This is a genomic window from Campylobacter sp. BCW_6871 (assembly GCF_001762325.1).
GTDB classification, from domain to species: Bacteria; Campylobacterota; Campylobacteria; order Campylobacterales; family Campylobacteraceae; genus Campylobacter_D; species Campylobacter_D jejuni.
In genome coordinates this window covers 1-23,897 of record NZ_MJWQ01000005.1, presented here as the reverse complement: position 1 = coordinate 23,897, position 23,897 = coordinate 1, and the positions used below count along the sequence as shown (strand labels likewise).

The 23,897-nt window shown below is 29.3% G+C and carries 20 protein-coding genes and 4 pseudogenes; 14 read left to right on the top strand and 10 right to left on the bottom strand.

Features of this window, described 5'->3' with window-relative positions; translation table 11 throughout:
* Nucleotides 1-59: 59 nt before the first annotated feature.
* The 3 genes from acs to tupB form a co-directional block, all read right to left on the bottom strand.
* Entirely contained in the window at nucleotides 60-2,033 is a 1,974-nt protein-coding gene (acs, locus tag AJ930_RS00140; protein ID WP_070274651.1) for an acetate--CoA ligase, read from the bottom strand.
* Nucleotides 2,034-2,170: 137 nt separating this feature from the next.
* Complete coding sequence (gene tupC, locus AJ930_RS00135; RefSeq protein ID WP_044780401.1) at nucleotides 2,171-3,166, bottom strand: tungstate ABC transporter ATP-binding protein TupC; 996 nt, start codon at nucleotides 3,164-3,166, stop codon at nucleotides 2,171-2,173.
* Nucleotide 3,167: 1 nt separating this feature from the next.
* A complete protein-coding gene (gene tupB, locus AJ930_RS00130; protein WP_070274650.1) occupies nucleotides 3,168-3,854 on the bottom strand; it encodes a tungstate ABC transporter permease TupB in 687 nt (228 codons plus the stop codon).
* Between the two features lie 78 nt (nucleotides 3,855-3,932).
* Here tupB and tupA point away from each other — a divergent pair, with 78 nt between their 5' ends.
* The 4 genes and pseudogenes from tupA to AJ930_RS00110 all read left to right on the top strand — a co-directional run.
* On the top strand, nucleotides 3,933-4,742 hold the full coding sequence (gene tupA, locus AJ930_RS00125; protein ID WP_070274649.1) for a tungstate ABC transporter substrate-binding protein TupA: 810 nt from the start codon (nucleotides 3,933-3,935) through the stop codon (nucleotides 4,740-4,742).
* Between the two features lie 139 nt (nucleotides 4,743-4,881).
* Nucleotides 4,882-5,443, top strand: a pseudogene (locus AJ930_RS00120) (LamB/YcsF family protein).
* Nucleotides 5,444-5,452: 9 nt separating this feature from the next.
* Nucleotides 5,453-6,018 (top strand): annotated as a pseudogene (locus tag AJ930_RS00115) (carboxyltransferase domain-containing protein).
* Nucleotides 5,999-6,820 (top strand): annotated as a pseudogene (locus tag AJ930_RS00110) (biotin-dependent carboxyltransferase family protein); the annotation flags it as partial. The pseudogenes AJ930_RS00115 and AJ930_RS00110, both read left to right, overlap by 20 nt.
* Here AJ930_RS00110 and AJ930_RS00105 read toward each other — a convergent pair.
* Both AJ930_RS00105 and AJ930_RS00100 read right to left on the bottom strand, forming a co-directional pair.
* The gene (locus AJ930_RS00105) at nucleotides 6,815-7,669 is read right to left on the bottom strand and encodes a DMT family transporter (protein WP_070274675.1); all 855 of its coding nucleotides are present in this window, start codon (nucleotides 7,667-7,669) and stop codon (nucleotides 6,815-6,817) included. The pseudogene AJ930_RS00110 and the gene AJ930_RS00105 sit on opposite strands and share 6 nt — an antisense overlap.
* Nucleotides 7,670-7,716: 47 nt before the next feature.
* The gene (locus AJ930_RS00100; RefSeq protein ID WP_070274647.1) at nucleotides 7,717-8,304 is read right to left on the bottom strand and encodes an NAD(P)H-dependent oxidoreductase; all 588 of its coding nucleotides are present in this window, start codon (nucleotides 8,302-8,304) and stop codon (nucleotides 7,717-7,719) included.
* Between the two features lie 99 nt (nucleotides 8,305-8,403).
* Here AJ930_RS00100 and rrpA point away from each other — a divergent pair.
* Nucleotides 8,404-8,750: pseudogene (gene rrpA, locus AJ930_RS00095) on the top strand (MarR family transcription factor RrpA).
* Nucleotides 8,738-9,187, top strand: a complete 450-nt coding sequence (locus AJ930_RS00090; RefSeq protein WP_052858443.1) for a lipocalin family protein — start codon at nucleotides 8,738-8,740, stop codon at nucleotides 9,185-9,187. The pseudogene rrpA and the gene AJ930_RS00090 overlap by 13 nt, the downstream one beginning before the upstream one ends.
* Nucleotide 9,188: 1 nt before the next feature.
* Here the strand turns inward: AJ930_RS00090 and AJ930_RS00085 are convergent, their stop codons facing one another.
* Nucleotides 9,189-10,265 carry an NAD(P)-dependent alcohol dehydrogenase gene (locus AJ930_RS00085; protein WP_070274646.1) on the bottom strand — a complete coding sequence of 359 codons (1,077 nt, stop codon included), beginning with the start codon at nucleotides 10,263-10,265 and terminating at the stop codon, nucleotides 9,189-9,191.
* A 274-nt stretch (nucleotides 10,266-10,539) separates the two neighbouring features.
* Between AJ930_RS00085 and AJ930_RS00080 the strand changes: the two genes are divergently transcribed.
* From AJ930_RS00080 to AJ930_RS00050, 7 genes are all read left to right on the top strand, one after another.
* Nucleotides 10,540-11,418 carry an aminoglycoside 6-adenylyltransferase gene (locus AJ930_RS00080; RefSeq protein ID WP_044780632.1) on the top strand — a complete coding sequence of 293 codons (879 nt, stop codon included), beginning with the start codon at nucleotides 10,540-10,542 and terminating at the stop codon, nucleotides 11,416-11,418.
* Between the two features lie 61 nt (nucleotides 11,419-11,479).
* Nucleotides 11,480-13,783 (top strand): EcoAI/FtnUII family type I restriction enzme subunit R, encoded by a 2,304-nt coding sequence (gene hsdR, locus AJ930_RS00075; RefSeq protein WP_070274645.1) that lies wholly within the window; start codon nucleotides 11,480-11,482, stop codon nucleotides 13,781-13,783.
* A gap of 78 nt (nucleotides 13,784-13,861) precedes the next feature.
* Complete coding sequence (locus tag AJ930_RS00070) at nucleotides 13,862-15,151, top strand: AAA family ATPase (RefSeq protein ID WP_070274644.1); 1,290 nt, start codon at nucleotides 13,862-13,864, stop codon at nucleotides 15,149-15,151.
* Entirely contained in the window at nucleotides 15,141-15,797 is a 657-nt protein-coding gene (locus tag AJ930_RS00065; RefSeq protein ID WP_070274643.1) for an RloB family protein, read from the top strand. The genes AJ930_RS00070 and AJ930_RS00065 overlap by 11 nt, the downstream gene beginning before the upstream one ends.
* Nucleotides 15,787-17,010, top strand: a complete 1,224-nt coding sequence (locus AJ930_RS00060; protein WP_251822601.1) for a restriction endonuclease subunit S — start codon at nucleotides 15,787-15,789, stop codon at nucleotides 17,008-17,010. The genes AJ930_RS00065 and AJ930_RS00060 overlap by 11 nt, the downstream gene beginning before the upstream one ends.
* 120 nt (nucleotides 17,011-17,130) lie before the next feature.
* Nucleotides 17,131-18,201 (top strand): Fic family protein, encoded by a 1,071-nt coding sequence (locus AJ930_RS00055; protein ID WP_070274642.1) that lies wholly within the window; start codon nucleotides 17,131-17,133, stop codon nucleotides 18,199-18,201.
* Nucleotides 18,201-19,685, top strand: coding sequence for a type I restriction-modification system subunit M (locus tag AJ930_RS00050; protein WP_070274641.1), 1,485 nt, complete (start codon nucleotides 18,201-18,203; stop codon nucleotides 19,683-19,685). Before AJ930_RS00055 ends, AJ930_RS00050 begins: the two co-directional genes overlap by 1 nt.
* Nucleotides 19,686-19,762: 77 nt before the next feature.
* On the opposite strand, the gene AJ930_RS00045 is transcribed toward AJ930_RS00050, so the two are convergent.
* From AJ930_RS00045 to AJ930_RS00030, 4 genes are all read right to left on the bottom strand, one after another.
* Nucleotides 19,763-20,518: a carboxymuconolactone decarboxylase family protein gene (locus AJ930_RS00045; protein ID WP_044260267.1), complete on the bottom strand. Its 756-nt coding sequence runs from the start codon at nucleotides 20,516-20,518 to the stop codon at nucleotides 19,763-19,765.
* Nucleotides 20,519-20,625: 107 nt separating this feature from the next.
* On the bottom strand, nucleotides 20,626-21,045 hold the full coding sequence (locus AJ930_RS00040; RefSeq protein WP_070247970.1) for a cupin domain-containing protein: 420 nt from the start codon (nucleotides 21,043-21,045) through the stop codon (nucleotides 20,626-20,628).
* A gap of 58 nt (nucleotides 21,046-21,103) precedes the next feature.
* A complete protein-coding gene (locus AJ930_RS00035; RefSeq protein WP_070274640.1) occupies nucleotides 21,104-22,081 on the bottom strand; it encodes an aldo/keto reductase in 978 nt (325 codons plus the stop codon).
* Nucleotides 22,082-22,207: 126 nt separating this feature from the next.
* On the bottom strand, nucleotides 22,208-22,633 hold the full coding sequence (locus AJ930_RS00030) for a MerR family transcriptional regulator (protein WP_044794524.1): 426 nt from the start codon (nucleotides 22,631-22,633) through the stop codon (nucleotides 22,208-22,210).
* A gap of 223 nt (nucleotides 22,634-22,856) precedes the next feature.
* Between AJ930_RS00030 and AJ930_RS00025 the strand changes: the two genes are divergently transcribed.
* Nucleotides 22,857-23,897: cache domain-containing protein (locus AJ930_RS00025; protein WP_222545633.1), on the top strand; the 1,041-nt coding region annotated here is incomplete at its 3' end.

Genomic DNA, 23,897 nt, shown 5'->3' with positions numbered 1-23,897 from the left:
ATCATTATAGCTTATTTTTATGAATTTTTATGCAACAAGGCAAAGTTCTTTTTGCCTTGTTATTCAAACTCTGCCTTAGCTAATTTAACAATGGTTTCTACTACTCCAGAATCTTCAAGTGTTGAAATATCCTGTTTAATTTCTTCACCTCTTGCTATAGTTCTTAAAATTCTTCTCATTATTTTACCACTTCTAGTTTTTGGCAAACCTGGAGTATAAAGAATTTTTTCTATTTTAGCTATAGGTCCTATTTCTACTCTTAAAATGTCATTAAGTTCTTTTAAAGTTTCTATAGCTCCGCCAAGATCACAACTGGATGTAGGACTTAAAACCACAAAAGCAAACAGTGACTCGCCCTTAATCGCATCCAAAATACTCACTACAGCTGATTCTGCTACACTTGGATGTTTAGCAATAGCGCTTTCAATTTCAGCCGTTCCTATACGATGTCCTGCAACATTAACCACATCATCTGTTCTTCCTGTGATGGTAATATAACCATTTTTATCATAAAAAGCACCATCGCCACTAAAATATACAGCTTTTCCATCTTTTCTAGCTTGAGAAAAATAACTTTCTATATAGCGTTCATCATTACCCCAAATTCCACGAATCATCGAAGGCCAAGGTTTGGTTATACAAAGCAATCCATCTTCACCTTCATCTTTTTTATTGCCTTCTTCATCAATAACTTCTGCAAAAATTCCTGGCAAAGGCAAGGTAGCACAACCTGGTTTTAAAGGAGTAGCGCCTGGTAAAGGCGTGATCATATGCCCACCTGTTTCTGTTTGCCACCAAGTATCGACTATAGGACTTTTAGCTCCCCCTATTTCATCATAAAACCACTTCCAAGCACTAGGATTGATAGGCTCTCCAACCGTTCCAAGCACTTCAAGCGTACTTAAATCATATTTTCTTGGCTCATCAGGTGCATCAGCATGAAGCATTCTTATAGCAGTTGGCGAAGTGTAGAATTTGCTTATTTGATACTCTTCTATCATTCTCCACCAACGCCCAGAATTTGGATAAGTAGGAGTTCCTTCATGCATTATAGTCGTTGCTCCACATGCTAAAGGCCCATAAACTACATAAGTATGTCCTGTAATCCAACCCACATCAGCACTACACCAATAATTATCATAATCTTTAATATCAAAAACCCATTCCATAGTCATTTGTGCCCAAAGTATATATCCTGCACTTGCATGCATAACTCCTTTTGGCTTGCCCGTTGATCCTGAAGTGTAAAGCAAAAACAACAAATCCTCGCTATCCATGATTTCGGGTTCACACTTATAAGATTCATTTTTCACAAGTTCGTTATAAACATAGTCCCTTCCTTTAATATATTCTATAGGCTCATTATTGCGTATAACTATAAGTACTTTTTCTACACTTTCACACCCTTCACTTAAAGCCTTATCTACTGCAGGTTTTAACATATAAGGTTTGCCACGACGAAAAGCACCATCAGCCGTTACCACAAGTTTAGCTCCTGCATCTATAATTCTATCTCTTAAGGCTTCAGGAGAAAACCCTCCAAATACCACACTATGAATAACCCCAATCCTTGCACAAGCTAACATTACTATAGCTGTTTCTGGAATCATAGGCATATAAATTACAACCCTATCGCCTTTTTTTACTCCGAATTTTTTAAGCAAATTGGCTGCCTTGCAAGTTTCATGCAATAATCTTCTATAAGTATAAACTTCATAATCCCCCATTTCACCTTCAAAAATCAAAGCAGCTTTATTGCGTCTTGTTTTCATATGACGATCAAGACATTGATAGCTTACATTTAAAGTTCCACCTTCAAACCATTTATAAAATGGAGCTTTATCCTCATTTAGCACTCTTGAAAAAGGCGAAAACCACTCGATCTTCTCAAGTGCTTGTCTTTTCCAAAAACCTTCAAAATCTTCTTTGGCTTCATCGCATAAATCATAGTATTCACATAAATTTTTTATACGAGCATTACGAGAAAATTCTTTACTTGGTTTAAAAAGCTCTTGATTATTTTGATTAAGCATAAAAACTCCTTTATGGTTATTTTTAAACATTATATAAGAGTTTATTTACATTAAATACAAATTTAAAAAATAATTAAGATAAATTTTATAAAAAATGGGAATATTTGTAATATTTTATTTAAATTTTATAATGTATGTTAATTTAAGAAACATATTGCATCTTCATAAAAATAAAGACTGAGTTCTTCGTATAATTTTAAATCGAATTTTAAAAATTCTTGTTTTTCTAAAGCAAATTCTAAAATTTTATCCATACAACTTACCCTTATAAAAACATCACTTTTCCTACTTCTAAGTGCTATAATATAACATTTTTCTAAAATAAACTCATAATTATTTTTTGGGATATTTTTAGAATTAAAAAAAGAAATTTTATAAGGATCAATCGCAATTTTACTTGGAGGTTTTTTAAAATCTTTATATTTTTTACAATTACTAAAATCTATAAAATTACAAAATTTCACACCTTGATTTTCTAGCTCAAAAACATTAGTATTTTCAAATTCTAAAATTTCTCCACTGTGTAAATAAAGTTTTTTTTGAGCCAAAGAATCTAAAAAATGTTTATCATGACTTGCGATTAAAAAACCTGTATTGAAATTTTCGTGCATTTTAAGAATAGCTTTTTTAAATAAAAGCGTAGTATTTTTATCCAAAAAAGCACTCGGTTCATCAAGTAAATAATACTTCGCTCTTACGCTTAAAGCTATAGCAAAAGCTATTTTTTGACTTTGTCCTGATGAAAGTTCATTAGGATATTTACTTAAAAGACTTTCATCTAAATTTAAAAACATCAAACTTTCTTTTATGCGTTCTTCGATATCTTCTTTAATCCCATAAGTTTTTAAAGTAAATAAAAAATTTGCCCTTACGCTACGATTTAACAAAATAGGCTCTGGAAAAAGCAAATAAATTTCACGCTTTTGTTTATTATTAAGTTTAAAATTTCCAAAATAAGAAATATTTTTTGAAAAATCTCCTTCTAAAAATTTTAATATTCTTAAAAATGTAGATTTTCCACTTCCATTCGTTCCCATTAAGATGCTAATTTTACTAGTATCAAGTTTTAAATTTTTAATTTTTAAAACTTCTTTGTTTTGATAGTTGAAAAAAAGATTAGAAATTTCTATCATTTTATGTTCTTTTGAGTTTATGTGTGATGAAATTTAAACAAAAGGCAATGAGAATTAAAACCAAAGCCAAAGCTATACCGCTAGCAAATTCGCCTTTGTTGGTTTCAAGAGAAATAGCTGTGGTTATGGTTCTAGTGTCGTATTTAATATTTCCACCCACTATCATCGCTACTCCTACTTCTGCTACAATGCGTCCATAAACTAGTGCAACGACGCTAATCAAAGCAAAGCGTAATTCATAAATCATCATTAAAACAAGTTTTAAAGGACTTAGGTGAAAAGATTTTATAAGTAAAAAATGTTTTTTATTCATATTTTCTATCAAATTTGAAAAAAGTGCGATCGCTATAGGAAGTGCTAAAATAAACTGCCCTAAAATTAAAGCCTTTATAGTAAAAAGTAGTCCAAATTCTCCCAAAGGTCCTCGACTTGAAATCAGTGCATAAAGTATAAGTCCTACCGCAACTGTTGGAAAAGAAAGGCTAGTATCTATGATAAGTTTTATAAAGCGTTTAAATTTAAAATCAAAAAAGCCCAAGATAAATCCCAAAGGAAAACCTATGAGCAAAGCTAAAACTATAGAAATACTTGAGCTTAAAAGTGTAGTTTTTATAGCTGAAATTACACTTTCATCAGCATTAAAAAGTAAAAATAAAGCTTGTTTAAAACCATCAAAAATATAATCCAAAAATATCCTTTTTAAAATAAGTAATTTTAGCATAATTATGCTAAAATATTTTTTTATGTAAATTTATAAGGAGAAAAAATGAAAAAAATCATTTCTTTAGCCCTTGCTTTAGCTTTAAGTGCAAGTGCAGCAGAACTTAAAATGGCAACCACAACAAGCACTGACAATACAGGACTTTTAGATGCTCTAAAGCCTCTTTATGAACAAGAAAGCGGCAATACCTTAAAATGGGTTGCAGTAGGAACAGGTGCGGCTTTAAAAATGGGTGAAGATTGCAATGCTGATGTACTTTTTGTGCACTCTCCAAAAGCAGAAAAAGAATTTATAAAAAAAGGTTTTGGCGTGGATAGAACCCCTGTGATGTATAATGATTTTATCATCATTGCAGATAAATCAATAGCTTCTAAATTTAAAGGCAAAAATTTAAAAGAAAGTTTAGAGCTTATCAAAAATGAAAAACTCACTTTCATCTCAAGAGGCGATAAATCAGGTACTGATAATAAAGAAAAAAGTCTTTGGAAAGATCTTGGTGGTGTGCCTGAAAAAGAAAACTGGTATCAACAAAGTGGACAAGGTATGCTAGCAAGCATTAAAATCGCTGAAGAAAAAAAAGGTGTGATTTTAACTGATCGTGGCACTTATATCAAATATGAAGCCAGTGAAAAAGGAAATCCAAGTTTAGTCATTATAAATGAAGGTGATGATAGCCTTAAAAATTTTTATTCTGTTATAGCAACAAATCCTAAGCATTGCAAAAATGTCAATTATACTGAAGCTAAAAAATTTATCGATTGGCTTACAAGTGACGATACTTTAAGTTTTATTAGCGGATTTAAATTGCTCTATAAACCTTTATTCGTAGTTGATGCAAAAACAAGGAAGGATTAAAATTAAGCAGGTTTTAGCCTGCTTAAAATATTATTTTTACTTATTGTAACTTTTTTATTTATTTTTCAATACTTTTAGCTTATTTAAATTTCTTCTTTAGATATAATAAAATCAATAATTAAATATACAAGGTCAAATAATGTTCAAAGTGGATTTAAATAGTGATTTAGGGGAAAGTTTTGGCGCCTATAAAATGGGAATGGATGAAGAAATTTTAAAATTTGTAAGTTCAGTAAATGTCGCCTGTGGCTTTCATGCGGGTGATCCTTGTGTAATGGATAAGACCTTAAATTTAGCCAAGCAAAATGGTGTTTGCATAGGAGCACACCCATCTTATCCTGATCTTTTGGGTTTTGGAAGACGCAATATGCAAATAAGCTTTGAAGAGGCTAAAAACTATGCCTTGTATCAACTAGGAGCTTTGACTTTACTAAGACAAAAGGTATGAAAATACAGCATTTTAAAGCTTATGGCGCACTTTATAATATAGCAGCTATTGATAAAAATTTAGCGATAAACGCGTTGTAAAAATGATAAAAGAAGGCAAAGTTACAAGCATAAATGGCAAAGAAATTGATTTAAAAGCGGATAGTATTTGCGTTCATAGGGATAATGTAAAAGCTTTAGAATTTGTTAAAAAAATCAAAGAAAATTTAGAAAAAGAACAAATTCAAATTTGTGCTTTGGAAAATTTTATATAGGTTTTAGCAATGTTTAGTGTGCATTTTAATGGAAGCAAGGCTTTGCTTTTGCTTTTTAAACAAGAAATTTCACCTCAAATCAATGCTTATGTTTTAAGCACGGAACAAAGGATACAAAAAGCCCTAAAAGAAGGTGAAATTTATAATATTGATGAGTTGATAAGTGCTTATGCAAGCTTGCTTATATACTTTAATCCTTGTATACTTTCTTTAAATTCTTTGCTTGATTTTTTGAAAAAAATTAAAAAGGATATTAAAACTTACGGAGCAAAACTCAAGTCTTTGTATAGAAGTTCCACTTTGTTATGATGAAGAATTTGGACTGGATTTAGAATTTCAATCAAATTTAAAAAGAAGAACTTATATCTCTTCACACTAAGCCTTACTATCTTGTTTTTATGCTAGGTTTGGCAGGTTTTCCTTATCTTGGAGGTTTAGATGAAAGACTTTCTTTTTTAAAAGCGGGTATGTTTTTAAAATTTAAAGCCATTTCAAAAGATGAATTTTTTGAGATCCAAGAGCAAGTTGCTAAAAAAATCTATCAAAAGGAAATTTATGAGTATAAAAATCATTGAAGCATTTATAAATTCGAGTTTGCAAGACTTTGGTAGAAAAAAATTTGCTAAATTTGGCATAGCAAGAAGTGGGGCTATGGATGAAGATGCCTTAAGAATGACAAATATCTTACTTGGAAACAAACAAGATGAAGCAAGAATTGAGCTTTGTTTAAAGGGTGGAAAATATAAATTTTTAGATGAGAATTATTTTGTTTTAAGTGGGGCTGAATTTGAGGCAAAGCCTAATAATCAAAAAATAAAAACTTGCAAGGTGTATAAAACAAACAAAGGTGATATTTTAGAACTTGGTTTAGCAAAAATAGGTTTTCGTGGACATTTATGCGTAGCAGGTAGCTTTGAAGTAAAAAGTTTTTTAAACTCTAAATCCAGCGATGCTAAAATGAGAGTTGGAATTTTTAAAGGAAGAGCTTTGCAAAAAGATGATATTTTAAATACTCATGATACTTTTATACCTTTTAATTTAGAAGCTAGAGAATGTGAAAATCCTATTTTTAAAAGCTCAAAAGATCCTATTATACGCGTTATTTTAGGAACAAATGAAGATGCTTTTACCCAAAAAGGCATAGATGCTTTTTTAAATACTAGTTATAAAGTGGGTTTAAAAAGTGATAGAATGGTGATTTATACAGAATCTAGCAAAAGTATAGAGCATAAAAACTCAACAGATATTATTTCAGATCCTGCAGTTTTTGGAAGCATACAGGTACCAAAAAGTGGTATTCCTATCATTTTAATGGCAGTAGAACAAAGCACAGGAGACTATACAAAAATAGCCACGGTTATAGAAAATGATCTAAGCTTTTTTACCATAAATATTGATAAAATATATAGCACCTATAGCCAAGGCACAACCTAACAAGGTAAGTGCATTTGACACCTCATCTAGTATAAAATAACTGCAAATTAAAGCACTAGCAGGAGTGATTAAAACAAAAGAATTTGCCTTAACACTCCCTAAAATGTGAATCCCATAATAATAAATACTAGTACCTATAATAGTTGATAAAAAAGCCACGACAAACATACTGATCCAAAATTTAAATTCAAAATGAAAAATTTCATAACTTTTTACATCAAACAATATCCAAGAAAACATTAAAACAGAAATGAGATTAATATAAAAGTTAATCGCCAAAGGGTGAGCTCCTTTGGCTTTATGATTAAACACTGCTATCAAAGCCCAAATAAAAGAACAAGTTAAAAATAAAATATTAAATTTACCAAATAAATCTTCTAAACTCCCTAAATTTAACAAACAAAATCCAGATAATAAACCTAAAAATAAGCCTAGAATTTCACTCTTTGTGATCTTGTGAGTTGATTTTTTATCTTTTTGAAATAATATCGCTGTCATAAATATAAAATAAGAAAAAATAGGAATCATAGTTGTAACCAAAACACCGCCTTTTCCAGCTAAACCATGCTTAATGGCAATAAAAAATACAAAAGTATAAAGCCCATTTAAAATTCCTGCTATCAGCACCCATTTTAAAGTAGATTTTTCAAGCCTTAAAGGAATTCTTAAAAAGCCTAATACTATCAAAGAACCTAGCAAAACAAAGAAAAAACGCCAAAAAGTAATCACAGAAGTATCAGCATAAGCCGATAAAATCTTAGAAGTAGGCCAAGATGAGCCCCATAAAAACATAGCTAAAACAAGCAAGATATACAAATACTTTCCTTGAAATTTTTAAGTCAAATTTTTTTAAAAATTTTTTTCAAGTGTAGTTCATACTCATTTAGATATTTTTCCACTTGAGGATTTTTTACCACATCATTACACATAAAAGTTGGTAAAGCTTTCATACCTATAAATTCATGAGCCTTATGCAAATGCCAATACACCATATCTACACCCTTTCCTTCAAAAAATTCATTTTTATCATTAAAGGCTTCAAGAGGTGCATTCCAAGTGAGAGAAAACATGTATTTTTTACCATGATCTAAACCACCTTTTCCGTAGTTTTTACTAGGATTTTCATGAGTTCTTCCATCATTTTTAAAAAGCACTCCAGCACCCAAACCAAACACTTCATCGATATATTTTTTAACTATCCAAGGCTCGCCCATCCACCAAGCTGGCATTTGATAGATCACAGCATCAGCTTTTATAAATTTTTGTATCTCTTCTTTAGGATCATATCCTTGATCTATGTGAGTTTGATCTACTTCGTATCCTAATGTTTTTAAAATTTCTAAAGCATGATTATGCAATGTTAAATTAAGCTGTCCTTTTGAACTTCCAAATTCTTTAGCACCATTAAGCAAGAGTATATTTTTCATTTTTATCCTTTTTTAAATTTTATGATACAATTATAACTTAGCATAATATCATTTTCAATACAGAAAATAAAGTAAGATACTATACTAAAGGAATGTTAAATGACTAAAGAGAATTCTCAGTGCAATTTCGAAGAATGTGGATTTAACTATACTCTAGCATTAATTAATGGAAAATATAAAATGAGTATTTTATACTGCTTATTTCGCTATGAAATCGTGCGTTATAATGAACTCAAACGCTTTTTAAGCTCCATATCTTTTAAAACTTTAACCAATACCTTAAGAGAACTAGAAAATGATGGTTTAATTATCAGAAAAGAATACGCTCAAATTCCACCCAAGGTAGAATATAGCTTATCCAAACGCGGACAAAGTTTAATTCCCATTTTACAAGCTATGTGCAAATGGGGCGAGAAAGACAAAAAGGAAAAAAATGCTTGAATTAATTGGCGAACTTTCTTTACAAAATTATATGGGAGAATGGCTTGAAATGGCTAGAAAACCCGCCTTTTTTCAAAAATCTTGCCTAAATTCAAAGGCAAAATACGAGCTTAAATATAAAAATGGTGTTCCTTATGTAGAGATTGAGAATTTTTGCAGTAAAGAAAATGAAATTTCAAGTATAAAAGGCAAGGCAAAAATCGTTTCAAATAGGCAATTAGCAGTGAGATTTAACATCTTTATGAACCTTTTTAATAAAGTAAATTATGAAATCATTTTTATTGATAGCGAGTATAAAGTTGCCATTGTGGGTAGCCCTGATAAAAAATACCTTTGGATTTTAGCAAGAAATATAATAGATGAAAAAAGCACAAAAGAGCTTTTAGACATCGCTAAGCAAAGAGGATTTGACATTAGCGATGTAGTTTTTGATAAGTATTAAATTATTCTTTTGTCATATCAATAACATAGCGAAATTTAGCCTTTCCTGAGGTTAGATTTTCATAAGCTTTATCGATTTCTTGTGGGGTAATAAGCTCGGTTTCTGGATAAATTCCATGTTTTAAAGAAAAATCAAGCATTTCTTGAGTTTCAGCAATACCGCCAATTAACGAACCATAAACCTTCTTACCTGCCTTATGCACAAGCTCGTTTATGCCTATATTTACCTTATCTTCCACAGGAGGTAAGCCAACTATAGCCATTTCGCCACCAAATTTAAGCAAATCTAAATAAATTGCAGGATTATAAGGCGTTGGAATGGTTGAGATGATTAAATCAAAGCGTTCTTTTACGGCGTTTTTATTAGTGCTTGTGTAAAATGAGCTTACACCCATAGCCAAAGCATCGGCTTTTTTGTTTTCATTTCTAGCAAAAACGCTAACCTTTGCACCCATTTTAACAGCGTATTTTACAGCCATCATACCAAGTCCGCCAAATCCTGCTATAGCAACGCTTGAACCTTCTTTTATCTTAGAAAATTTTAAAGGCGAGTAAGTGGTAATGCCCGCACAAAGCAAAGGTGCAACCTTATCCATCGGTGCATTTTTTGGCACACAAATGGCAAATTTTTCACTTACAACTATGTTGTTTGAGTAGCCCCCATAAGTGTTTTCATTGCCGTGAAATACATCACAACTATTGTAAGTAAAGATGGTTTTGCCATTTTCGCAAAACTGCTCTTGTGAGCGTTTGCAAGCATCGCACTCACCGCATGAATTTACCATACAACCAACCCCTGCGTAATCTCCTACTTTAAATTTACTCACATTTTTACCCACAGCGATAACTTCTCCTGCTATCTCATGCCCAGGCACGCAAGGATAAGTAGCTTCTCCCCACTCGCTTCTTGCGGTGTGAATATCGCTATGACAAATGCCTGCATATAGGATTTTAATCAAAATATCATTATCGCCAATAGCGTGGCGGCTAAATTCAAAGGGTGTAAATTTCGCATCTTTACTAAGCATTGCATAGCCTTTACTTGCGATGCGATTGTTTTCTAAAATTTTGTATTGCATCTTTGCTCCTTTTTTGATTTTTTATAATTATAAAACATTAGAGTAGCTATAAGTCAAGAGAGAAAATAATTTTTTAAAAATTAGAAAAATACTTGATGTGTTAAAATTTTTTGATTTTTTAACGTATTTTTTTTATAATGTTAAAAATCTTTAGAAATTTTAAAATATAAAAGAATTTATGAAAATTTAATATTTTTAAAATATATCAAAATGGATAAAAATCATTATTATATAAATATAAAACTTTTAAGATTTTTTAAAAAGGAATTTTTAGATGCAAAGCGAAAAAAGAATTTTAGAAAAAATTAAAAATATTGCTTTTATTTATAAACAAATTCGTCTTATAACACTTGAAGGTTCAAGAGTAAATAAGAAAGCTAAAAAGGATAAATATCAAGATTATGATATTTCATTTTTTCTAAAATCTAAAAATTTGAGAAAATTATTAAACCTAAACAAAAGCAAAGATATCAAAAAAGCAAAATTACCTAAATTTATTAAAAATTTTGGAAAAATTTTATTTTATCAAGCCCCTGAAAGCTTTGAATTCTATAAAGCTGATTTGCCTAAAAATTGGGTGAGTTTTTTGGTGATTTTTAAAAATGGAGTGAGAATAGACTTTAAATTTATCCCCTTAAAATCATTGAAACATTATTATAAATTTGAACCTTTAAGCAAAGCGCTTATAGATAAAGATCAAAGATTTAAGAAAACTCAAAATGAGAATGTTTTTTGCATTAAGAAACCAACAGAAAAAGATTTTGATGAAATATGCAATGAGTTTTATTTTACTTTTACAAAATTAGAAAAAGCTCTTTTAAGAAAACAATTTATAATGTCAAATTATTTGTTAAATTCTATGCGTGAAACACTTTTTGATATGCTTAGTTTTAAAGTCGGACTTAAATTTGGTTTTGAAATTTGGCTAGGTAAACAAAATACTGATATTCTAAACTTTTTAAAGCAAAAAGAAATAAAAATTATCTTAAATTCTTTTAATACTACTTCACTTGAACAAATTGAAAAAACAAGAAAAAAGCTTGAAAATTTATTTCACAAAAACACCAAATTTGTAGCAAAAAAGAATGACTTTAAGCTTTTTTCTTATCGAAAAAATGTAAAAAAATATTGCAAAATTTTAAGAAAATTGTAAAGTAACCGTTATTCAAATTAAAATATGTTATTATTATTTTAAAATTAATTTAGGGTTAAAAATGAATTTTTCAGAGCACGATACAAGGGTTAAAATTATAGATGAGAAATTAAAATTAGCTTTATGGAATGAAGAAAACATAATAAGAGAATACTATTTTAATGCAGGAAAAAAACTCATAGGCGGCAAAAGAGGGCAAAGAAAATTCGTTGATTATTTACTTAAATTTCAAAACAAACACCTAGCTATCATTGAAGCAAAGAAATTAAGCAAAGACCCGCTTGATGGACTTTCTCAAGCACAAGAATATGCAAAAAATTTAGATGTGCGTTTTGTGTATTGCACAAATGGAGAAAAGATTTATGAATACGATATGCAAAATGCAAGGGGCGAGTATGTGCAAAATTTTGCTAGTCCGCAAGTTTTATTTGAGCGTGTTTTTGGGAATTTAAAAGAATGGCAACACAAACTTCTTACACAAAAAGACTTATTTATCCCGCAAAAAGAATTAAGGTATTATCAAAAAATAGCCATAGACAAAGTCATAGAAGCTATTATAAACAATAAAGATAGAATTTTACTCACTCTTGCTACAGGCACAGGAAAAACAACCATAGCTTTTAATTTGTGCTATCGTTTGTTAGAGGCAAGATGGAATAAAGAAAACAAAGATCAAAAGCCTAAAATACTATTTTTATGCGATAGAGTGAGCTTAAGAGATCAAGCCTTAGGAGAATTTAATCCTATAGAAAGTGATTGCAAGGCAATTAGTGCTGAAGAAATAAAGAAAAATGATGGAAAAATCATAACAAATGCAAATGTTTTCTTTGGAATTTATCAAAGCTTAGCCGCAAATTCAAAAGAACAAGAAAACACCCAAGAAGAACAAGAGAGCAAATTTTATCTTCAATACCCAAAAGATTTTTTTGATCTTATCATCATAGATGAGTGCCACAGAGGTGGAGCAAACGAAGAAGGAAGCTGGAGAGCTGTGCTTGAATATTTTTCTTATGCGACTCAGCTTGGTTTAACCGCTACTCCAAAAAAAGAAGAAAACATAGACACTTATGAGTATTTTGGTGAGAGTGTTTATGATTATAGTCTTAAAAGTGGTATTGAAGATGGATTTTTAACCCCTTATAAAGTCAAACTCATAAAAACAACTTTGAGTGATGGTTATACCTATAATCCTGATGATTTGATACAAGGTGAGCTTGAAAAAGGCTTTTATAAACAAAGTGAGTTTGAAAGAAATATCTTTTTACCAAACTATAATGACTTTATCGCTAAGAAAATTTTAGAGCTTATAAATCCCATGGATAAAACTATAATTTTTTGTGCAAATCAAGCTCATGCAAACGAGGTAAAAAGAGCTATAGATAAATATAAAAGCGTTAAAAGAGATGATTATTGCGTAAGAGTTACGAGTGATGAAGGTAAAATAGGGCTTGATTATCTAAAATTGTTTCAAGATAATGACAAAAGCTATCCTGTCATACTTACTAGCTCTAAAATGCTCACAACTGGAGTGGATGCAAAAAATGTGCGAAATATAGTATTGCTAGCAAATATAGGTTCTATGGTGGAATTTAAGCAAATTATCGGGCGTGGCACTAGGGTTTATGAAGGCAAAGACTTTTTTACTATACTTGATTTTGTCGGTGCGACTAAGCTTTTTTATGATCCAAAATGGGATGGTGAAAAAATAGAAGAATTAAAAGAGCAAGATGAAAAAGAAAAAATCACTAAAGAGCATATAAAACAAACAAAAGAAGAAAGCAAAGAAAAAAAGAGCGTAACCATACACTTAAAAGGCACAAAACTTAAGGTTTTAGATATCACAACTACTTATGTAGGAGCACAAGGTAAGCCACTTAGCACTAAGGAGTTTTTGGAATTTTTGATAGGAAAGCTTGGTGAGTATTATGATGATGAAGCAAAATTGCGTGAAATTTGGAGTGATCAAAAAAATAGAGAAAGATTTTTAAAAGCCCTTGCAAATGATGGAGTTGATGAAGATGCTTTAAAAGATCTAAGAGAAATTTTTCAAAAAGATTGTGATATATACGATGTTTTAGCGCATTTAAGCTTTAATGCCGAGATAAAAACAAGGCAAGAGCGTGTTTTACAAGTAGAAAATGGTGAGTTTTTAAAACGCTTTCAAAAAGAAAAAGCCATAAAATTCATAGAATTTTTACTAAATAGATATCAAGAATATGGCATAAAAGACTTTGATGATGGCTTAAAACCGCTTATAGAGCTTAGCTCTTTAGGCAATGTAAGAGAATTGGCCGATGAATTTGGTGGCTTAGAAATTCTAAAACAAAGTTTTGATGATTTACAAAGAGAGATTTATGCTATATGATATTTTTAAGATTAAATTTGAGATTTTTTGTTAAAATAATTATCTAAAATAGAATTTTATATATTTTTAGGAAGAAAAATGTTAATAGAATTTAGAGTGGAAAATTTTTTATCTATACAAGATGAGCAAGTTTTAAGTATGGTTGCAAGTAGTGATAATACTTTTTTAACTTCTCATACCAATAACGATAAAAAGTTAAAATTATTAAAAAGCAGTGTACTTTATGGAGCAAATGCTTCTGGGAAATCAAATATCATTAAAGCTTTAGCAATTATGAAAAAGATTGTTATTTCAAGTGCAAATGGGCAAAGAGGAGATAAATTACCCATAATACCTTTTTTATTAGGCAATGAAGATAATAAGTCTACAAAATTTGAAATTATTTTTATACAAAATGACACAAAGTATCAATATGGCTTTATTTTAAATTCTGAAAAAATTTTAGAAGAATGGCTTTTAGTTTTTGGCGAAAGCAATAGAGCGCAAAAGTGGTTTGAAAGAATTTACAATGAAAAAGAAGAAAAATATAATTATTCTTTTGGAGCTAAATTTCTAGGTTCTAAACAACTATGGGAAAATAGCACCAGAGATAATGCCTTGTTTTTATCTGTGGCTATTCAATTAAATAATGAGCAATTAAAACCTGTATTTGATTTTTTTCTAAAATATATTAGAGTAACTTGTACGGATAGTTGGAATGATGGACAAGAAGTAACGATTGATATTTTACGACAAGATAAACAAAAAATTATATCTTATCTAAAACAAGCTGATTTAGATATTGAAGATATTGTTGTTGAAGAAACAGAATTAAATAAAACAAACTTAATGCAAGAAAATATTCCACAAGAAATTAAACAAATGATGCAAACTGATTTAGAAAAAGGTGCAAGATTAAAAAAAACAGATATAAAAACAATACATACAAATCAGCAAGGCAAACAAATATTATTTGATATGTTGGAGTTAGAATCGCAAGGAACGCAAAAATTTTTTAAATTGATTGGACCTTGGGTAGAAGCTTTAGAACAAGGATACACTATTGTAGTTGATGAGCTAAATACTCACCTACATCCTTTGATGACAAAATTTTTAGTAAATCTTTTTCATAATGAAGATTTAAACAAATCAAATGCTCAACTTATTTTTACCACTCACGATACTTCTATTTTAAATCAAGATGTATTTAGAAGAGATCAAATTTGGTTTTGTGAAAAGCAAAATAAAGCAACCAAACTTTATCCTTTAAGTGATTTTAAAGTGAGAAAAGATAAAACAAATTTAGAAAATGATTATCTTTTAGGGCGTTTTGGAGCTTTACCTTATTTTAAAGAAATATTATCATTTTGGAGTGATAATGGGAACTGATGATTTACGCAAAAAAAGAAAAACAAAAATAAGAGATAGAAAAACAAGAAAAAACGAATATGAAGCTATACTTATAGTATGCGAAGGTGAAAAAACAGAGATTAATTATCTAAAACAATTAAAAAATTTTTTTAGATTGAATAACATAACAATAGATATTATTCCAAGCGAGAACTCAAGTCCTTTACAAGTGGTTAAATTTGCCAAAAAGAAAAATGATCTATTTGATTATAATGAGGTGTATTGTGTATTTGACAAAGATACACACGCAAATTTCATAAAGGCACAAAAAGAATATGAAAAATATATAAAAGAATATATAAAAGAAGATAAGAATTTTAAATTTGAAGCAATTATCTCAAATCCTTGTTTTGAATTTTGGATACTTTTGCATTTTACATGCACCACAAAACCATTTGGTACAAATAGCCCTTGTAATGAATTAATTAATAAGGATTTAAAAAAATATATAAAAGATTATAAAAAGGATTATAATTTTACAAATATTATAAAGCAAAATCTTATTACAGCTATTACAAATGCTCGAAAGGCAAATAAAGAAGCAGAAAAAAATAATTATGAAAGCTCATATACCTTTATGGATAAACTAGCGATTAAATTTCAAGAATTGAACAATGCAAAATAACATAATGACAAATTTACCGCAGGGTTGGAAAATGGAAACACTTGGTGAAATATTATCAAGTGATAAATACTCTATAAAAAGAGGGCCATTTGGAAGTGCTTTAAAAAAAAGCTTTTTTATAGAAAAGGGTATTAGAATTTTTGAACAATATAATCCTATAAACAATGATCCACATTGGAAAAGATATTTTATTTCGCATGAAAAATTTCAAGAATTAGAAGCGTTTAAGGCAACAGAAGGCGACCTACTAATTAGCTGTTCTGGAACTTTGGGAAAAATAGTAGAATTACCCAAAGATACAGAAATGGGGATTATAAATCAAGCACTTTTAAAAATAAGGCTTAATAATATAAAAATCTTAAATAGCTATTTTATTTATTATTTTAATTCTCCAATAATGCAAGAGAAAATTTTAGAATCCACCTTAGGTTCAGCAATCAAAAATATAGCTAGTGTAAAAATTCTTAAACAAATCGAAATTCCGTTACCGCCGCTCAAAGAGCAAGAAAGGATAGTGGGAATTTTAGATGAGAGTTTTGCAAAGATAGATAAGAGTATTAAAATTTTAGAGCAAGATTTGCTAAATTTAGATGAGTTAATGCAAAGCGCCTTGCAAAAAGCTTTCAATCCATTAAAAGACAATGCTAAAGAAAACTATAAACTCCCACAATCTTGGGAATGGAAAAGCTTAGAAGAGATTAGCGAAAATATTTCTGCGGGTGGAGATAAGCCAAAAAACTGCACAGAAAGTAAAACTGCCAAAAATCAAATCCCTGTTTATGCAAATGGTGTAAATAATAATGGTTTAGTTGGATATACAGATAAAGCTACCATTATAAAACCTTCTTTAACTATATCTGCTAGAGGAACAATAGGTTTTGTTTGCATTAGAAAAGAACCTTATTTTCCTATTGTAAGGCTTATTTCTTTAATTCCTTGTGAAAATATATTATGCTTACATTATTTATATTTTTGTTTGAATTTTTTTATAGCAAAAGGTGAAGGTTCTAGTATTCCGCAACTTACTATACCAAAATTTAAATCCCTACAAATCCCCCTACCCCCACTCAAAGAGCAAGAGCAAATCGCAGAGCATTTAGATTTTATCTTTGAAAAGACAAAGGCTTTAAAAGAGCTTTACACTAAAGAACTAAAAGATTATGAAGAGCTTAAGCAATCCTTGCTTGATAAAGCTTTTAAGGGAGAATTATAATGTTAAAAAATTTGCCAAATTTTAACACATTGGCTTGATATGTTAAAAATTTTTGATTTTTTTAACATATTTTTTTATAATGTTAAAATTTTTAGAAAAAATTAACATAATTGGAAAATTATGAAAGAATTTATACCTCAAAAATTGCCTTTAAATATAGAATTAAATGCAAATATTTATAGTCTTATCATTAAAGCTTCTAGAAAATTAGCAGAGTTAAATGGACTTAGTAAAAGCATACCAAATCCAAGTATTTTAATCAATGCTTTGATTTTACAAGAAGCAAAAGATTCGAGTGAGATAGAAAATATCATCACAACACATGATGAACTTTTTTTATCACGAGTTGATGAAAACAAACTCACAAGAGCAGCAAAAGAAGTGAAAGATTATGAAAGTGCTTTGAAAAAAGGATATGAGTTATTAAAAAAAGAACAGTTATTAAGAAATGCACATATTTTAGAAATTCAAAAAAGATTAGAAAGAAATAATGCAGGTTTTAGAAAACAAAGTGGAACTATGCTTAAAAATCCTATTACAGGAGAAATCAAACACATACCACCCCAAAATCCTAATAATATACAAGAACTTATGGGAAATTTAGAACTATACATTAACGATGATAGTTTAGATGAATTTGATTTTTTGGTAAAGATGGCAATTATACATTATCAATTTGAAAGCATTCATCCTTTTTATGATGGCAATGGCAGAACGGGTAGGATTATAAATATACTTTATTTAGTATATAAAGGACTTTTGGATTTTCCTATTTTATATCTTAGTGCTTATATAGTAAAAAATAAAGATGAGTATTATAAGCTTTTGCAAAAAGTGCGTGATGAAGGGGATATTTTAGAATGGATAGAATACATACTTAAAGGCATAGAGCAAACCGCTGTAAAGACTATTGAAACTATTATTAAGATAGAAAAAATGATGCTAAATGTAAGCGAAATTTTACAAAATAAAACGAATTTTTATAGTAAAGATTTTGTGGAACTTTTGTTTTCTCATCCTTATACAAAGATAGAATTTTTAATAAAAACATTAAATATTTCTAGACAAAGTGCTTCAAAATATCTTAAAATTTGTGAAAATTTAGGGGTATTAGAGTGTATTAAAATGGGTAGAAATAATTATTATATTAATATAGAACTTTTAAAACTTTTCAAAAAAGGAATTTTTTAATGCAAAATAAAATAGATAAAATCACAGATATTTTAAGAAGAGATGATGGTATAAGCGGTGCTATGCACTATACAGAGCAAATTAGCTGGATACTTTTTTTAAAATTTTTAGATGATTATGAGACAAATTTAAAAGATTTAGCGTTTTTAGATGGCAAAGATTATAAAAGCATTTTGCAAGAAAAATTTAGCTGGAGTGTTTGGGCAGCGCCTAAAAAAGATGGCAAACTTGATGTAAAAAATGCTTTAAGTGGATCGGATTTGCTTGAATTTGTAAATAAAGAGCTTTTTCCTTATCTTAAAAATTTTAAAAATAATGATGATTTTAAAAGTATAGAGTATAAAATCGGTGGAATTTTTGAATTTATAGACAATCGCATAGCAAATGGACATACTTTAAGAGAAGTGATAAATATCATTGATGAGATTAGTTTTAATAAAGAAGATAAAGTATTTGCCTTAGGTGAAGTTTATGAAAAACTTCTAAAAGATATGGGTAGCGATGGTGGAAATAGTGGAGAATTTTACACCCCTCGTCCTTTGATAAAGGCTATGGTGGAAGTAATAGATCCTAAACCAAAAGAAAGAATTTATGATCCTTCTTGTGGTAGTTGTGGATTTTTAGTTGAGAGTTTTTTACATATTTTATATAAAGACAGAACCAAAGGCAAAAAAGCAAATTTAAGCGTAGAAGAGCTTGAATTTTTAAAAAATGATGCTCTTTTTGGTAAAGAAAAAACTCCGCTTAGCTATGCAATGGGCGTTATGAATATGATACTTCATGAAATTTCAAGTCCAAATATCATAAAAACAAATACTTTAAGTAAAAAAATAACAGATATAACAGAAAAAGATAAATACGAAGTAATACTTGCAAATCCACCTTTTGGAGGTAAAGAAAAAGAACAAATTCAAGAAAATTTTCCTATAAAATCAAACGCTACTGAACTTTTGTTTTTACAACACATTTTAAAATCTTTAAAAAACAACGGAAGATGTGCGATCATCGTGCCTGAAGGTGTGCTTTTTCAAAATTCAAATGCCTTTGTGAGTGTAAAAAAAGATTTACTAGATGATTTTAATTTAGAATGCGTTTTGAGTTTGCCAAGTGGGGTATTTTTGCCTTATAGTGCTGTTAAGACTAATGTGCTTTTTTTCTCTAAAGGTAAAAAATGTATTTGTGAAGGCGATGGAGTTTATTACTACGAACTTATACCGCCTTATAAACTTACTAAAAATAAGCCTTTAGAATACGCACATTTTAACGAATTTCTAAAATACTACAAAGAAAGAAAAATCACTGCTAATTCTTGGCTTGTTAGCAAAAAAGAGCTTGAAGAAAGAAACTATGATCTAAGTGCTAAAAATCCAAATGTAAAAGAAGAAAAAATCCTAAGAACTAGCGAAGAGATTTTAAATTCTTTAGAAGAAAATCTAAAAACACAACAAAAATATCTAAATGAGCTTAAAAGCATACTAAAATGATTGCAAGTTTTTTGATAAAAACTAATTTACAAATAACTTCTAAGCTCAATTTACAATAAATATTTATTGCTTGCATTCTACTTTTTAATATCATCAAGCAAATTTAGGGCATTTAAAGCCTTTGGATAACCGATATATGGAATAAGAGCTGCAATGATATTTAGCAAATCTTTTCTACTTTGCCCCATGTTAAGATTGCCTTGTATGTGAGCTTTTACTTGATTGTCTAGCCCACCAAGTGAGATAAGATATACAAGGGTTAAAAGCTCTCTAGTTTTTAGATCAAGTCCCATGCGTGTATAGTAGTCTCCAAAACAATTCGCACTCAAAAAATCATTTATAAAAGCTTTATCTTCTGGTGTAGTTTCTATCATTTTAGTGATATTGGCTTCACTAAAAATAGCATTTTGTATTTCCCTGCCTTTTATTTTGCGATTTTCTTGCGTAGTAGTACCTTGTGGAGTTAAAACTAAGGCGATATTTAGTTTTTTAAACACTTTATTACAAAGGCTTAAAAAATCACATACTCTAGCAAAACCCACATAAGGCGTAGCTTGATAAATCACTTCCTTAATGACAATAGGACTTATATCGTTCTTGATTGCACCTTGAAGTAAAGCTTTAAACTCTATTTTTCCACCTACTGCTAAAGTAGAAGCAAGGGTGATTAAAAAATATTTTTGTGTATCCAAATTTGCTTTTACAAAACTCTCGCCAAAAGTAAAATTAATGTGATTAGTAAAAAACTCCTTATCGCTTGTAAAAAGCAGTTTTTCTTCCACTTTTCCAAAAAATTTTTCAAAAATTTCTCTTGCTTTTTGTCTTAATTGCATGGTTTTATCCTTTGTGGTTTTTAAAATTTGCGAAAAAAGAGCATTTAAAATACTCCAAAAAACATAAAAGTTTTTATAAAATTTTTGCGTTTTATTTACAAATTTCTTTACTCTCTTGCTTCTTTTAAGGCATTTTCATATTCTTCATCACTTACAAGCTCAAGCCATTCTACATTTTTACCTTCTTTCTCGCCTGTAAGTGCTATGTGTGCTCCACTACTTGTATTAGTCGCACCATGAAAATGCTTTACTCCTATAGGACAGCTTATCACATCGCCTTTTTTGGCTATAAAGGCTTTTTGACCTGGAACTTTTGTGATGATTTCACCCTCTGTTACGATTAAGGTTTGTCCTTGAGGATGAGTATGCCATGCACTTCTAGCACTGGCTTCAAATTCAACCAAAGCTCCACTAAAATTTCTCCACTCGTTTGATTTAAACATCATAGAAACTTTTACATTTTTGCTAAAAAATTTACTATCGCCTTTAAAACTTCCATGAATTCCTTTACTTTCAAGTTCTTGCATTTACACTCCTTTAACAAAACTACATAAAACCATTACAATAAGAAATAAACCAAACTTTTTATTTCCCAACTCTAAGAGCTGCTTCACCGGCATACCGATCCCCTTTGATTATTATTTTTTCTAAAATACTCTTTAAATGATTTAATTCTTCTTGAGTAAAATCAATATTAACAGCATTAATATTTTCTTCTAATCTTCGTAAATTTGTTGTTCCAAAAATAGGTGCAATAAATGTTTTTTGTGCTAAAACCCAAGCAAGAGCAATTTGTGCTAAAGTAGCATTTTTAGCTTTTGCTATATCTTCTAATGCATAAACTAAATCCAAATTAGCTTTTAAATTCTCGCTTTTAAAACGTGGAACTTGTGATCTAAAGTCATTATTTTCAAAAGTAGAATTTGCATCAAATTTACCTGCTAAAAATCCTTTTCCTAAAGGAGAAAAAGGAACAAAACCTATATTTAATTCTTCCAAAACTTTTAAAAGTTCTTTTTCTGGTTCTCTCCACCATAAAGAATACTCACTTTGAACCGCACTAAGCGGAAATACTGCGTGAGCTTTTTTAATACTTTGCACCCCTGCTTCACTCATACCCCAAGCCTTAATTTTTCCTTCTTTGTAAAACTCGCTCATTAAATTAGCAACTTCTTCAACTGGAACATTTGTATCGACTCTATGTTGATAATAAAGATCTATACAATCTGTTTGCAAACGCTTCAAACTACCTTCTAAACTTTGTCTGATTTTACTAAGTGTACTATCGACAATTTGCTTAACACCCTCAATCCTGACACCAAATTTTGTTGCTAATACCACTTCATTTCTAAAAGGTTTTATTGCTTTACCTACTAATTCTTCATTAATAAAAGGACCATAAACTTCGGCTGTATCAAAAAAATCAATACCAAGATCCTTTGCCCTATGAATGAGTGTTATCATCTCTTTTTCATCTTTAGTTTCTCCATAACCAAAGCTCATTCCCATACAACCAAGTCCTAAGACACTTACTTCCAAATTTCTTAATTTTCTTCTTTGCATTTTTATCCTTTTTTTATTTTTTATTAAAAACTAATAGTTCTTAATTATTAAAACATTTTTCTATCATGTTAATCAAAAGTATAAAACCTAACATCTGGTGTAAGTCAAGAATAAAATTAAATATTTTTAAATTTTTACTCGTTTTTTCCGTTTAATATAATCTTTACTTAAAGGATTTAGCTCATCTTTATTTTCCATAACCATTTTTTCATAATAATCTATTTTAAAATCAAGTTTTTTTATAATATTCTCCAATTTTTTCATATCCTTTAGTGTTTTTTCTTTTAATTTTAAAATAATCTCTAATCTCTCTTTTGCAGTACTCTTTCCTTTAGCACATAAAAAAATATATCTTTTAAGATCCTCGATACTCATGCCAATTTGTCTATAACAATCCACCCAAATCACCCATTCTAAATCTTTTTCACTAAAATAACGCACTCCATTTTTATCTTTTTCCACAAAGGGAAATAAACCTTTATCTAGCCAAAACCTAAGTGTTCTACTAGAAACTCCTGTTTTTCTTTCTACCTCTATGATCGTATAAGCCATTCTAATCCTTTATAAATATAAATTTCATACAATTCAATTTTTAACTAAATATTTTATTATTTTATAATAATGCTACTTTTTAGAAAAATACATATAATTTTCAATTAATATAATTAAATTTTTAAATTTTCAAGATAAAAGTCAAGAAATATTTTATATTTTTTGATAAAATAATACTAGATTTAATTTTAAATTTAAAAATAAATACAAATAAAGGAAAAAAATGAATAGTATAAAATTTAAGCTTTCTCTCATTGCAAATTTAATTGCAATTTTTGCCTTAATTATTCTAGGTATTGTAAGTTTTTATTTTACAAAAACCTCACTACATGAAAGTACTCTTAAAAATCAAACTGACCTGCTTAAAGTTACGCAATCTACTGTTGAAAATTTTAGGTCAACAAATATATCTTTTACCGAGAATTTAGAAAAAGATATAATAAATTTACCTTATCAATCTTTAAATACCGAAGAAAATATTATTAACAATGTTGGTCCAATATTGAAATATTATCGCCATAGTACAGACGCATTAAATACTTATTTAGGTTTAGCAAATGGAAAAGTTTTACTCAGCGAACAAGCTAATGATAACAAAAAAATAATGCCTAATTTATATGATAATTTGGATATAAAAGCAAAAGAATGGTATCAAGGAGCGTTAAAAACGAATAATGTTTTTATTACACCAACATATTTAGATACTGCAACAAAACAATATGTGATAACATATTCTAAAGCTATTTATAAAGATGGTAAATTTATTGGGGTGTTAGGTATAGATATGCCATCTGAAGATTTACAAAATTTAGTTGCAAAAACTCCTGGAAATACTTTTTTATTTGATAAAGAAAATAAAATATTTGCTGCAACCAATAAAGAATTATTAAATCCGTCTATTGATCATTCTCCAGTTTTAAATGCATATAAGGCTAATGGAAATTATAATTTTTTTACCTATGGATTAAAAGGACAAGAAAGACTTGGAACTTGTACTAAAGTCTTTGCTTATACAGCTTGTATTACCGAAAGCGCTGATATTATAAATAAACCTATTCATAAAGCTGCATTTATTCAAGCCATTGTTGTCATTATTGTAGTAGTATTTAGCGTCATCCTCCTTTATTTCATCGTATCAAAATACCTCTCTCCACTTGCAGCTATCCAAACAGGTTTAACTTCATTCTTTGACTTCATCAACCATAAAACAAAAAATGTTTCCACTATAGAAGTAAAAAGCAATGATGAATTTGGACAAATCTCA

What these genes read in the sequence shown, in the direction of transcription:
- acs (WP_070274651.1), bottom strand. Translation starts at nt 2,033, where the DNA reads ATGCTTAATCAAAATAATCAAGAGCTTTTTAAACCAAGTAAAGAATTT.
- tupC (WP_044780401.1), bottom strand. Translation starts at nt 3,166, where the DNA reads ATGATAGAAATTTCTAATCTTTTTTTCAACTATCAAAACAAAGAAGTT.
- tupA (WP_070274649.1), top strand. Translation starts at nt 3,933, where the DNA reads ATGAAAAAAATCATTTCTTTAGCCCTTGCTTTAGCTTTAAGTGCAAGT.
- AJ930_RS00105 (WP_070274675.1), bottom strand. Translation starts at nt 7,669, where the DNA reads ATGTTTTTATGGGGCTCATCTTGGCCTACTTCTAAGATTTTATCGGCT.
- AJ930_RS00100 (WP_070274647.1), bottom strand. Translation starts at nt 8,304, where the DNA reads ATGAAAAATATACTCTTGCTTAATGGTGCTAAAGAATTTGGAAGTTCA.
- AJ930_RS00090 (WP_052858443.1), top strand. Translation starts at nt 8,738, where the DNA reads ATGCTTGAATTAATTGGCGAACTTTCTTTACAAAATTATATGGGAGAA.
- AJ930_RS00085 (WP_070274646.1), bottom strand. Translation starts at nt 10,265, where the DNA reads ATGCAATACAAAATTTTAGAAAACAATCGCATCGCAAGTAAAGGCTAT.
- AJ930_RS00080 (WP_044780632.1), top strand. Translation starts at nt 10,540, where the DNA reads ATGCAAAGCGAAAAAAGAATTTTAGAAAAAATTAAAAATATTGCTTTT.
- hsdR (WP_070274645.1), top strand. Translation starts at nt 11,480, where the DNA reads ATGAATTTTTCAGAGCACGATACAAGGGTTAAAATTATAGATGAGAAA.
- AJ930_RS00070 (WP_070274644.1), top strand. Translation starts at nt 13,862, where the DNA reads ATGTTAATAGAATTTAGAGTGGAAAATTTTTTATCTATACAAGATGAG.
- AJ930_RS00065 (WP_070274643.1), top strand. Translation starts at nt 15,141, where the DNA reads ATGGGAACTGATGATTTACGCAAAAAAAGAAAAACAAAAATAAGAGAT.
- AJ930_RS00060 (WP_251822601.1), top strand. Translation starts at nt 15,787, where the DNA reads ATGCAAAATAACATAATGACAAATTTACCGCAGGGTTGGAAAATGGAA.
- AJ930_RS00055 (WP_070274642.1), top strand. Translation starts at nt 17,131, where the DNA reads ATGAAAGAATTTATACCTCAAAAATTGCCTTTAAATATAGAATTAAAT.
- AJ930_RS00050 (WP_070274641.1), top strand. Translation starts at nt 18,201, where the DNA reads ATGCAAAATAAAATAGATAAAATCACAGATATTTTAAGAAGAGATGAT.
- AJ930_RS00045 (WP_044260267.1), bottom strand. Translation starts at nt 20,518, where the DNA reads ATGCAATTAAGACAAAAAGCAAGAGAAATTTTTGAAAAATTTTTTGGA.
- AJ930_RS00040 (WP_070247970.1), bottom strand. Translation starts at nt 21,045, where the DNA reads ATGCAAGAACTTGAAAGTAAAGGAATTCATGGAAGTTTTAAAGGCGAT.
- AJ930_RS00035 (WP_070274640.1), bottom strand. Translation starts at nt 22,081, where the DNA reads ATGCAAAGAAGAAAATTAAGAAATTTGGAAGTAAGTGTCTTAGGACTT.
- AJ930_RS00030 (WP_044794524.1), bottom strand. Translation starts at nt 22,633, where the DNA reads ATGGCTTATACGATCATAGAGGTAGAAAGAAAAACAGGAGTTTCTAGT.